This window comes from Roseibium sp. AS2, from assembly GCF_038900065.1.
Taxonomy (GTDB): domain Bacteria; phylum Pseudomonadota; class Alphaproteobacteria; order Rhizobiales; family Stappiaceae; genus Roseibium.
On sequence record NZ_JBBMQN010000002.1, the window covers coordinates 416,639 to 428,176 of the forward strand.

Sequence of the window (11,538 nt, forward strand, 5' to 3'; positions counted from 1 at the left end):
CAACGCGACTGTTTATCCGGAACTCTACAGGCCTCCTGCTGTTTACCAGCAGGAGGCCTTTTAATTTCGTGCGTGAATTAAAGAGATCCGGGAAAATAAGGGTTTTTTAAGTGGAAATGCACATAGTGCGCTCTTGAAAAGTGCACAAAGTGCGCTACATTCAGATTCATCAGGTGAGGGCGGAATGTTCCGTGCTTGCCAAAGGAGAACAATATGACTGTGCAAATCGCCAGAATGCTATTGGTTCAGCATCGCCAGGACTACAACCGGGACCGCCTCGCGTGGTTGCCGTCGCGTTTGTACCGCACCTGGAGAGAAGCTGTTCCGGCAAGGCAGGAATCCCGCAAGGCATCCTGATCCGGGTTCTGTTGGCCCCAATAACAAGAACAAGACCCTGGCAGACGTTCGCAAACCCCGAGCGTCCGCCGACATACTGAAGAGACCCGGCTCAGGCCGGGTTTTTTGTTGTTTGGCGGCGCGCGTGGCCCTTGGCAATGCAAACCCGACCCGGGAGTGTGGCGGCGTATCGATCATCGCCCTGCGATACGCTTCTTGAGGGCAATTTCTCTCGGTATCCGGTGCAGATCCGCACATTGGGCCACTGTCAATAATTGCAAGGATGGACTCCGAATTGTTAGACGTTTGTTAAGTTGTTCGCCTCAGGGTTGTGGAGGTTTTCCGATTTGACGGATTGAGAACGTGTTGAATTCTATTGCCGAATGCTACCGGAAACCATTCTCTCTTCAGAGCACTCAGGCGCAGGCCAGCGCAAAGGTTGTGCAATCCGGCGCGGTGGAGACCGAGAGTGTTCAGACCAGTCGGAGCCAGGCCAATGATCCTGTCAGGGAGCGGATCGAAAAGGCCATGGCCGATCTTGAATCCGCCAGGCGGCTGATCGCGCAGCTCGATGCTCTGAAGAATCTCGGGCGCTACACCGTCCACGAAGGCACCGACGGAGACGACGACATCACTGCCGACGATTACGCGGTGATCTTCGCCGGCGCAGGGGATGACCGGATCAGTGCCGGGAACCACGCGATTGTCGATGCAGGGCCCGGAAACGACCGCGTCAGCACCTACGCAAACGCCTTCGTCCGGGGTGGTGCCGGCGACGATTATATCAGCACCTATGCCAATTCGACGGTCTACGGCGGGGCCGGTAACGACCGGATCCAGACCTATGGCAATGCCTATGTCCGGGGAGGTGCCGGCGACGATCATATCAGTACCTATGCGGCGTCGACGGTCTATGGCGGTGCTGGAGACGACCACATCAGCACCTACGGCAACTCGACCGCCTATGGGGAGGCAGGCAACGACCGGATCGAGATGTACGCGAACTCGTTCGCAAGTGGTGGTGCCGGTGACGATTACATCAGCACCTACGGCAATTCGACATTGAACGGCGGTGCAGGCATCGACGTTCTGCGCGCCTATGACAACGCCAAACTGACCGGTGGCGCCGGAGACGACCATATCAGTGCTTATGACCGGGCGACGGTGTCAGGCGGTTCAGGCAACGATTACATCAAGGCCTACGACAATGCGCAGATTGCCGGCGGAGACGGCAACGACACCATCAGCGCCTCCGACAAGGCCAATGTGCAGGCGGGCCGCGGTGACGATGTCATCAGCGCGTATGACAAGGCCCATGTTGACGCAGGAGACGGTGACGACCTTATCAGGGTCTCCAACCGCGGTCGCGTCTACGCGGGCAACGGGAATGACAGGATTGAGGCCTATGACAATACGACGGTCGAGGCCGGCGCCGGCAACGACGTCGTAAACGCCCACAACTATGCGGTGATCCGTGCCGGTGCGGGAGACGATGCCGTTCAGACAAACAACTTCTCCAATGTCGACGGAGGTTCGGGCGACGACGTGATCCGCTCGGGAGACAATTCGCGCATTGCCGGCGGCGAAGGCAACGACCGGATCTGGACGCAGGAGGGGTCGAAAGTCTCCGGCGGGGATGGTGACGACTGGATCGCGGCCGGTTCCGAGGCGGTTGTTGACGGTGGTGCAGGAGCGGATTGGATTTCCGTTGGCGCAGGCTCCACGATTTCGTTCGACAGGGGAGGCGGAAACGATGTTGTTTACGCTACGGGCGACATCACCGTCGAGATCGGCGAAGGATACAGCCGCGAGGACATGACCGTGACGCAGGACGACGGTCAAATCCTGATCGCCTTCAGCGGAACCGATGACACGGTCACTCTCAAACTGGACGCGAACGCCGAGGCTGACATCCGGTTCAAGGACGAAGTCGCACCCGGACCGGAGGCGGGGAGCTAGGGGACGGCCCCACATAGCGCCCTTTCAGGGCGCGCGGCTAACGGGCGTTTCCTGGGTGCGGGATCCGGGGGCGGACAGATCTTCACAGGGAACGCAGTCGCGGGCGCTATAGCTCCCGAGGTGGAAAGAGCTTGTTCAGATTTGTTCGTCCGGCCGGTGAAATTGTTATGACCCGGCTGTTCTCGTGCCTGGAAATCCAACCCTGATCCTGAAAGTGCCGAAGGAAGGCAGCGCCGAGACTGCCTGCGAGATGGTTGCGGCGCTCACTCCAGTCGAGGCAGGCGCGGCAGAGAGGCCGGCGGCTCGCATTCAGCGGCGCGACGTCGATGCCCAGCGATGTGATGAAGCCTTCGCCTTCGTCTGTCAGACCGAGGCTGCCCTTGTCGTTCGAGACGGCAAGGAACTGCCGCGCCTGCAGGCTGTCGAAGATACGGACCGCCATATCGCCGGCCAGATGATCGTAGCAGACCCGCGCGCTGCGCATCGCCGGGTCACGGGGGCCGGTGCGCGTGCGCAAATGACCCTTCTGGGCGGCCAGTCCCATCACCGTTTCCAGCATCGTGCCGACTTCCGGTCCTGCGAGCGTGAAATAGCGGTGGCGCCCCTGTTTGGCCTGGGTCAGCAATCCGCCTTCCATCAGCTTTTTCAGATGGGAACTGGCCGTCTGGCCGGTGATGCCGGCCTCCGTCGCCAGCTCGGTCGCCGTCAGCGCCTTGCCGCTCATCAGCGCGTTGAGGATGTTGGCGCGCGCGGGATCGCCGATCAACGTGCCGATGCGCGCAATGTCCGGACCATCTTTCATTTTTTGGCCTTCATTTTCCGGCTTTCATCTTCTGGCTTTCATGGTTCGATCCACGTCGAAGCATTGTTGACGCAAAAGATGGCACATGGACACGGACAACGCCAGCCAGGAAGGACGTTTCCATGATCACCTGTTTCATCCGCTACCATATCGACCCGACAAAAAAGGCGGCCTTTGAGCAGTACGCCCGCAACTGGGGGCAGGCGATTCCCCGCTGTGGCGCGGACCTGACCGGATATTTCGCGCCGCACGAAGGGTCTTCCACCCTGGCCTACGGGGTTTATTCGATCGAAAACCTGGCAGCCTATGAGGCCTACAGGGCCCGGCTCGCAGCCGATCCGCTCGGACAGGAAAACTATGCCTTCGCGCAATCGGAAAAATTCATCTTGCGGGAAGACCGGACCTTCCTGAAACTGGCGTCCGCGCCGCATGCCGGGGGAGAGCACCAGCGATGATAGCCGTGATATTCGAAGTCATTCCGCATGCGGACAAGAAGCAGGCCTATCTCGACATGGCCGCCGAAATGCGGCCCCTGGTCGAGCAGATCGACGGGTTCGTGTCCGTCGAGCGGTTCCAGAGCCTGACCGATCCGGACAAGCTCCTGTCGGTCTCCTTCTTCCGCGACGAGGCCGCGCTTGAAGACTGGCGCAGGCTGACCGGCCACCGCAAGGCGCAAGAGGCGGGCCGGACAAGTTACTTCAAGGACTACCGTCTGCGGGTGGCGCATGTCTTGCGGGACTACGGCATGCACGAACGAGACGAGGCCCCGGTCGACAGCCGCGAAGTGAACGGATAGTCCAACCTTCATGCCAAACCGGTCCCTCGAATTTGCCCTGCTGGGCTGTCTCGCGCTGTTGTGGGGCTCGTCCTATTTCTGGATTGCCCTGGCGCTGCCAACGATCCCGCCGGCGACGCTGATCGCCATCCGTGTCCTGTCCGCAGCGTTCGCGCTTCTGGTCATCATGCTGGCCACAGGGTTCCGGATGCCGCTCGACGGCCGCAGCTGGCGCCTGTTCTTCATCCAGTCTCTGGTCAACAGCACCGGCCCGTGGCTGCTGCTGGCCTGGGGGCAGCAATACGCGGGGACGGCTGTCTCCAGTGTGCTCAATTCAACCTCGCCGCTCTGGGTGTTCGTTTTCTCCTGGGTGCTGATGAGCGCCGGCCAGCGTCCCGGTGCGCGTCAGCTTGCCGGGGCGCTGCTCGGGTTTGGCGGTATTGTACTGATCGTGGGCGTCGGTGCGCTGGAGGACCTCGGCCAGAACCTCGTTGCCCAGCTGGCGGTTCTCATGGGCGCAGTGCTCTACGGCATCGCGGCTCTGCAGGGACGGCTGTTTGCCGGCATGGCGCCGATCGTCACGGCCACAGGGACGTTGATATGTTCCTCGCTGGTGCTCGTTCCGATGAGCCTGGTGATCGACCGCCCCTGGCAGCTCACGCCGGACACGACCGGGCTTGTCTCGGCGCTTGTCCTGGGGCTTGTCTGTACCGCTCTTGCCTTCCTGATCTATTTCCGGTTGCTGTCGACCCTCGGGCCGATGGGCACGGCAAGCCAGGCCTACCTGCGCTCGGGTGTCGGCGTGGTTCTGGGTGTCGTGTTCCTGTCGGAGAGACTGGAACTGGCGACTTTCGCCGGAATATGCCTTGCCATTTTCGGGGTGGTTCTGATCAACTGGCCCAGGGAGCAGACTCACAAACGAAACAAGGTTTGAAGTCACGCCATCGGTAGGCAAGGAGATGTCATGAGCGTTCTGACTGTTTACGAAGCCGGATCGCGGCCGTCGCAACGGGCCAATCCGGATTATTTTACCGGAACGGTCTGGCAGGACCCAGTGATCCAGGCGCCTGCGCCCGCCAGCGTTCGTGCGCTGAAGGTCACGTTCGAACCGGGAGCGCGGACCAACTGGCACACCCACCCGTTCGGCCAGACCCTGCAGGTTCTGGACGGGGCCGGGTTCATCCACGTGTGGGGTCAGGAGAAACTGTCCATCCTGCCGGGCGACGTCATCTGGATCCCGCCGAACGTGAAGCACTGGCACGGTGCTGGGCCCAACACCTGTCTTGTGCATCTGGCGATGCAGGAGGAACGCGACGGCCTGGTGACCGATTGGCTGGAGCCGGTCGAGGAAGCCACCTATGCCGGCGGCATCGAAGCGCGACGGTAGCCGGCACTGCCGTTTTTGAGACACCATCGCGGCACCGGAGCGCAGAGGCAAAGACCTTTCCCATGAAGATCGCCATTGCCGGTGCCGGGATCGGCGGACTGGCCGCCGCCATCCTGATCGAGCGCCTCGGTCATGAAATTTCCGTCTTCGAACAGTTCCACGAACCGGCTCCGGTCGGCTCCGGGCTGATGATTCAGCCTGTCGGGCTGGACGTGTTGAGACTTGCCGGTGCCGCGGAGGCGGTTCAGGCGCATGCGACGCCGATCACGCGGGTTCTCGGCCGCTCCGCGACAACCGGGCGCCGGGTCCTGGATGTGAGCTATGGTGCCGTTTCGGGGCTCGGTATCCACCGGGCGGCGCTGTTTGCAGCCCTCTACGACAGGGCGCGCGCGCTGAACCTTGCCTGGCATCAGGGGCGCCGGGTGACAGACTGTGTTGACGGGCAACTTCACTTTGCCGACGGCTCCAGATCCGGCCGGTTCGATCTCGTGATCGATGCGTCGGGCGCCGGGTCAGCTCTTTCACCCCTGAAAGCGCGTACGCTGACCTTCGGTGCGATCTGGGGAACGGTCGACTGGGTACCCGAAGTGCTGCCGGACGATCACCTGTCACAGCGCTACCGCCGTGCGGATCGGATGATCGGCGTGCTGCCGGTCGGCCGGATGCCTGGAGGAGACGACCGGAAAGCGGCCTTTTTCTGGTCGTTGCCCCAGGGAGGTCATGAGGCGTGGCTGCGTGCGGGTTTGCGGTCCTGGAAAGACGAGGCGCTGTCGCTCTGGCCGGAGGCCGGACCCTTCATCGAGCAGATCGTCGACCCGGACCAGATGACCATGGCGCGTTACAGCCACGGCACGCTGAAGAAAGTCTGGAACGACCGGATCGTGTTCATCGGCGATGCGGCTCATCGCGCCAGCCCGCAGCTCGGGCAGGGGGCCAACATGGCGCTTCTGGACGCGGCCGCGCTCGCGCATGCCCTGGAAACCCTGCCGCCCGACCTGGCGCTGCCCGCCTATGGCCGGGCAAGGCGCTGGCATGTCGGTATCTATCAAGCCTTCAGCGCAGTGTTCACGCCCGCCTATCAGAGCGACAGCGGATGGCTGCCGGCGCTGAGGGATCATTTGCTTTTCCCGGCAAGCCGCGTTCCACCGATGCCGCGCCTGCTCTCGCGCCTGATTTCGGGAACCCTGGTGCCGCCGGGGACCTGACAGATCCGGGTTCGGCGGCGCCGGCCATCACAGCGGCAGCCTGACTTCGGCTTCGAGCCCGCCGTCGGGCCGGTTGTTCAGCGCGATCCGGCCGCCATGGCCGTGAATGATGGATCGGGTGATGGCAAGGCCCAGTCCAATGCCGCCCGTATCCTCGCTGCGGGATTCTTCAAGCCTGACAAAGGGTTCGAAGACGTCCTTCAACCGGTCTTCAGGGATGCCGGGGCCGGTGTCGCAGACCCGGATGACCGCTTCGGTCCCCTGTCTGGAGACATGGACCGAAACGTCCTTGCCGTAGCGGATTCCGTTTTCGATCAGATTGCGGAACGCCCGCTTCAGCGCGACCGGCCGGCAGGGCAGCACGATCCGTTCGCCGACTTCGACCGCGCACTCCTTGCCAAAGTCCTGCTGGTCGCTCGCGAGGGCTTCCAGAATGGCGCCCAGATCCGCGTTTTCGGCCTTTTCCGCGTGGGCCTCGTCCCGGGCAAAACGCAGCGCGGCCTCGGTCATCGCGGCCATTTCGTCGAGGGTCTCGATGACTTTTTCCCGGTTTTCCTCGTCATCGATGAACTCCGCCCGCAGCCGCAGGGACGTGATCGGCGTCCTCAGATCGTGACTGATGGCAGCCAGCATGCGGGTCCGGTCCCGCACAAACCGCGTGAGCCTGTCGCGCATGTCGTTGAAGGCGGAGGTCAGTGCCCGGACCTCGCGCGGTCCGCTGGGGGTCAGCGGCGCCTGTTCTTCGCCGCGGCCGAATCTCTCTGCGCAGGCGGCCAGGTCTTTCAGCGGGCGAGTGACCCGTCGCACGGCAACACCGATGATGACGATCGACAGCAATGCGGTCAGCGCGAGCTGGACAAGAAGCGGGATCAGCGCGCTGGCCGGAGGCCGGTAACTCGTCGCGGTGTTCAGCCAGCGGCCGTCGGTCATCCGGATCGAAACGGACAGGTCTTCCGGCTTGTTCATGACCTTGCGCAGGTTCTGCGGCCGTTCTTTTCGTGGCACGGCGCGAAAGTTCGGATGGTCGTGCTCGTCGGTATCCCATCTGCGCGGACCGCGCTTTTCGTCGGCGTGAATGTTGAGGTGGACGACCTGGCCGTGCTCAAGACCTCTGGCCATGTAGCCCTGCAGACGTTTTTCAAAACCGGAGGATCCCGGTTCCGGCGCAAGGGGCGATTCGCCGAGCCAGAAGACGGCGAAACGGCTGCTGCTGGCTTCCAGAATCCGGTCCTGCAGGGCGGGCGGCGTGTCTTCCATGAGTTCGGCCAGAGAAACGGCGCGCGACAACAGGCTGTCGCGGGCGGCGGCGACCAGGGCGATGCGCCGCTCGTCTGCGAAGATCCAGATGCTCAGGGCCTGGGCAACCACGATTGCCAGGAGAAGCAGCACGATGAGCTGGGAGGCCAGAGTGCCAGGCCACAGCCAGGAGGGGGCCTTGCGGGCGAAAGCTCTCAGGGTCATCCGGTTTTGTCTTTTACATCGGCGGTGAACATGTAGCCGCCGCCCCAGACCGTCTTGATCAGTCGGGGGTCCTTCGCGTCGATCTCGATCTTGCGGCGCAGGCGCGAGACCTGGTTGTCGATCGACCGGTCGAAGACAGCCGGAGTGCGTCCGGTGGTCAGATCCATGAGCTGGTCGCGGTTGAGCACCATTTTCGGACGTTTCAAGAAAGCGCAAAGCAACTGGAATTCACCGCTGGACAGGGCCACGGACGTTCCTTCCGGATCGAGCAGCTCCCGGCGGGAGACATTGAGCGACCAGCCGTCGAAGTGGAGCCGCTCCTGTTCGATGGGATCGCGTTCCCTTGGCGCAAGCGACGTGCGCCGCAGCACCGCGCGGATCCGGGCCAGCAGTTCGCGCGGGTTGAACGGCTTGGTGACGTAATCGTCCGCACCGATTTCCAGGCCGATCACCCGGTCCGTGTCGTCGGCCATGGCGGTCAGCAAGATGACCGGCATGGACCCGGTTTCCACGAGATGGCGGCACAGGGACAAGCCGTCCTCACCCGGCATCATGATATCGAGCACCACGAGATCGATGGCCGCGGACTTGAGGGCCTTGCGCGCATGGGCGGCACTTTCCGCCGTTGTCGCGCGCAAGCCGTTCTTGACCAGGTATCGGGCCAGAGTCTCGCGGATGTCGCGGTGGTCGTCCACCACCAGTATATGCGGGCTCGGATCGCTCAAGGATGTCTCCACTCCTGCTGATCAGTTCGTGCCTTCAGGGACATCTGGTCCGGAAGGCTGCCGATCGGGCTGTTTCAAGGCTAAAATAGTCTCCCTAAATTATTGATGCGAGCCGAACTTGTAACAATCTGTGTCGAATGGCTGCTGCGGGACAGATGGCGACACTTCCGACCTTGCCGGGCGGTATTCCTGCGACAATTCGTTCTTAACTTCAGCTCATCAACGAACCAAGGAGTTGTTGGAATGAAACCGTTCAAGAAGATTGCAATGGCCGCTCTGGCGGCAAGTGTCGCGGGCACCGCGCTGACCGCCGGTCTGACTGCGTCAGCCCAGGACACGGCTGCAAGCGGGAACGGGGGGCAACAAGTCGAGCAAGGCGACAACCCGCGTTTCGCCCATATGGGCAAGCGTGGCGGCATGGGCCGCGGTCATGGCGGTGAACGCCGTGCGGAACGCCTGTTCGAACGTTTCGACGTGAATGAAGACGGCATCATCACGGAAGCCGAAATCGCCGATGTCCGGACGCAGGGTTTCGCGGCGGCGGATACCGACGGATCCGGTGACATCAGCCTTGAGGAATTCAAGGCCGGGTTCATGAGCCGGTCGAATGACCGCATGGTGCGCGCGTTCCAGTTCATGGACCGGGACGGTGACGGCACGGTGACCCGGGAAGATGTCGACCGGATGGCGAACCGGATGTTCGACCGGCTCGACCGGGATGGCAACGGCACCGTCGAACGGGTGCGCGGCCAGCGCGGGCAGGAAGCCGGTAAAGGCGGTGAACGCCCCGAACGCGGTGAACGTGCCGAGCGTCCCGAACGCGGTGAGAGTGGAGAGCGCGGTGAACGTGCGGAGCGCCCGGAACGGGGTGAACGCGGACAGCACGCGAACCGGGGCGAACGCGGTGGTCCGCGCGGCCAGCATCAGGGTCAGCATCACGCCCGGGGCGGTCGTGGCGGATCGGGCGGCCCGGGTGGCATGTTCCTTGAGTTGTTCGACACCGATGGGGACGGCACCGTCACCCGTGAGGATTTCGACGCAAGGCGTGCCGAACTCTACGCTCTGGCCGACACGGACGGCAGCGGGTCCTTCACACTGGAGGATTTCGGTCCGCTGTGGCTGGCCGTCAATGAAAACCGGGTCGTCGGCATGTTCCAGAAGGCCGATGCGGACGGCAGTCTCGGCATCACCGCCGAGGAGCATGACAAGCGCCTGGACCGGTTGATGGAACGCGCCGACCGCAACAAGGACGGCGTCATCACCAAGGCCGACTTCAAGGGTGGCAAGAAGGGCGGCAAGGGTCACCACGGCCGCAAGCACCACCGCGGCTAGATCCCCCAGGGATCCGCAAACACCCTAAGCTTCCCCCGCCTCACCGGTTTCCGGACGAGGCGGGGGGAAGGTGAGGGGCCTGTCCCCCCAGGCCCCTTACCATCCGGAAACTGTCTGCACCCTTCGCTCGGTGCGGTTCTCCAACGAGGGCTGCTTCGAGCCAGTCTCGAACACTGCATGCGCAAAGCACGCAAACTGTTTTCTCCCAACTGATTGATTTCGCGAAATTCTCGTGAGCCATGTTCCACTCCCGGCGTTCAAGACCAGCGCAGTGATCAAAGTCGGCACCAAGGCTGTTCAGCCCGTTTTTCCCCGTGCCAGGATACTGAAAACGAGTTTGGCGGCCGAGTTCAGGTTTGCGACGACGAGGCTCCAAAGCAGGCCCGCCGCCAGACAATGCGATCACAACAAGCGCGCGGATGTACCAGCTTCACTCATTTTCATGCCTCGACCATGTCCAAGCCAGTCAATCCATCTGTGGCACTCATTTTTCCAGGAACACCAAGCAACATCATACGTTTCAGTATGTCAGGCGATGTGCCCGGCTGGGGAAGCGGCGCCTCCTGCAAGCAGCCAGCGTCCCCCCGGAGCGTTCCTTGTGTGCACGGATCAGTCGAGGCCGTAGAGGCGGGCGATGTCCTTGAGCATCAGTTTTGCCGCTATGATGCCACCGGCGGTGTTCCAGATGGCGTCGCTGACCTGGTGGGTTCTGCCCGCTTCTACTGCGGAAAGGGACTGCCACAGTGGATCGGCCAGAACGTCTTCTTCCAGGGATGTTCCCTTGCCGTCGCCGCTCTCATAGGTGAAATAGAAGATGCGATCCCCATCCATGTCCGGAATGCTTTCCTTGCCGGTGCGGATCGCAAAAGCTTCGACATTCTGGTTGGCCGGACGGTTGAAGCCGATGTCCTTGAGCAGCACACCGGAAAAGCTGTCGAGCTGGTAGATACGGATCTGACCCGGCACGAAGCGGATCACCGAGACTTCTTCCTCAAGGTGGTCACCGAGTTTCTCACGCAGGCCGTCGACGGCGGCATCATAGTCCGCGACGGCCGTCTCTGCCTGTGCTTCGCGTCCCAGAGCTTTGGCATAGAGCCGGAAGTTGATCTTCCAGTTGCCCCGGAGTTTTTCGGACATGACCGTTGGTGCGATTGCCGTCAACTGCGGGCGGATCTCCTCGTGGCGTTGCTTGTTGGCAAGGATCAGGTCCGGCTCGAGTGCCGCGATCAGTTCGAGATTGATCGCGCTCTCCTTGCCGACCGGCTCGGCGCCGGCCATCGCTTCGGTGATGTGAGCCCACCACGGGTCACCGTTCCAGGAATTGGCCGCCCCGACCGGGACCACGCCAAGGGCCAGCACAGCCTCGGTGCCTTCATTCGTCAGTACCACGACGCGTTTGGGGGCGTCCGGAACCGCAACGATCCCCATGGCATCGGTGATATCGCGCGCCGAAACGGGCGTGGACACGAGTGCCGCGCAGAGGGGCAGAGCGTGCAACAGACGGAAAAGGGCCTTCATTAGAACGACTCCAAAAAGTTGAATATTTGCTTCCAGTA

Annotated in this window: 11 protein-coding genes; 7 read left to right on the forward strand and 4 right to left on the reverse strand. The window is 62.4% G+C overall.

The annotated features are described in order from the left end of the window. The first annotated feature begins 864 nt into the window (after nt 1-864). Complete coding sequence (locus tag WNZ15_RS06920) at nt 865-2,295, forward strand: calcium-binding protein (RefSeq protein ID WP_342892229.1); 1,431 nt, start codon at nt 865-867, stop codon at nt 2,293-2,295. 106 nt (nt 2,296-2,401) lie between these two features. Here the strand turns inward: WNZ15_RS06920 and WNZ15_RS06925 are convergent, their stop codons facing one another. After that, on the reverse strand, nt 2,402-3,097 hold the full coding sequence (locus WNZ15_RS06925) for a winged helix-turn-helix domain-containing protein (RefSeq protein WP_342892230.1): 696 nt from the start codon (nt 3,095-3,097) through the stop codon (nt 2,402-2,404). Nucleotides 3,098-3,219: 122 nt separating this feature from the next. Between WNZ15_RS06925 and WNZ15_RS06930 the strand changes: the two genes are divergently transcribed. The 5 genes from WNZ15_RS06930 to WNZ15_RS06950 all read left to right on the forward strand — a co-directional run bounded on the left by WNZ15_RS06930 (nt 3,220) and on the right by WNZ15_RS06950 (nt 6,464). After that, on the forward strand, nt 3,220-3,552 hold the full coding sequence (locus WNZ15_RS06930; protein ID WP_342892231.1) for an NIPSNAP family protein: 333 nt from the start codon (nt 3,220-3,222) through the stop codon (nt 3,550-3,552). Next, on the forward strand, nt 3,549-3,893 hold the full coding sequence (locus WNZ15_RS06935) for an antibiotic biosynthesis monooxygenase (protein ID WP_342892232.1): 345 nt from the start codon (nt 3,549-3,551) through the stop codon (nt 3,891-3,893). Before WNZ15_RS06930 ends, WNZ15_RS06935 begins: the two co-directional genes overlap by 4 nt. A 10-nt stretch (nt 3,894-3,903) precedes the next feature. Beyond that, entirely contained in the window at nt 3,904-4,806 is a 903-nt protein-coding gene (locus tag WNZ15_RS06940; RefSeq protein WP_342892233.1) for an EamA family transporter, read from the forward strand. 30 nt (nt 4,807-4,836) lie between these two features. Continuing rightward, a complete protein-coding gene (locus tag WNZ15_RS06945) occupies nt 4,837-5,259 on the forward strand; it encodes a cupin domain-containing protein (RefSeq protein ID WP_342892234.1) in 423 nt (140 codons plus the stop codon). Between the two features lie 62 nt (nt 5,260-5,321). Next, nucleotides 5,322-6,464 carry an NAD(P)/FAD-dependent oxidoreductase gene (locus WNZ15_RS06950; protein WP_342892235.1) on the forward strand — a complete coding sequence of 381 codons (1,143 nt, stop codon included), beginning with the start codon at nt 5,322-5,324 and terminating at the stop codon, nt 6,462-6,464. Between the two features lie 27 nt (nt 6,465-6,491). Here the strand turns inward: WNZ15_RS06950 and WNZ15_RS06955 are convergent, their stop codons facing one another. After that, nucleotides 6,492-7,925 (reverse strand): ATP-binding protein, encoded by a 1,434-nt coding sequence (locus tag WNZ15_RS06955; RefSeq protein ID WP_342892236.1) that lies wholly within the window; start codon nt 7,923-7,925, stop codon nt 6,492-6,494. Next, entirely contained in the window at nt 7,922-8,650 is a 729-nt protein-coding gene (locus WNZ15_RS06960; RefSeq protein WP_342892237.1) for a response regulator, read from the reverse strand. Before WNZ15_RS06960 ends, WNZ15_RS06955 begins: the two co-directional genes overlap by 4 nt. Before the next feature lie 243 nt (nt 8,651-8,893). Here WNZ15_RS06960 and WNZ15_RS06965 point away from each other — a divergent pair, with 243 nt between their 5' ends. Continuing rightward, complete coding sequence (locus WNZ15_RS06965; RefSeq protein WP_342892238.1) at nt 8,894-9,982, forward strand: calcium-binding protein; 1,089 nt, start codon at nt 8,894-8,896, stop codon at nt 9,980-9,982. Nucleotides 9,983-10,591: 609 nt separating this feature from the next. Here the strand turns inward: WNZ15_RS06965 and WNZ15_RS06970 are convergent. Beyond that, complete coding sequence (locus WNZ15_RS06970) at nt 10,592-11,500, reverse strand: iron-siderophore ABC transporter substrate-binding protein (protein WP_342892239.1); 909 nt, start codon at nt 11,498-11,500, stop codon at nt 10,592-10,594. Nucleotides 11,501-11,538: the final 38 nt, after the last annotated feature.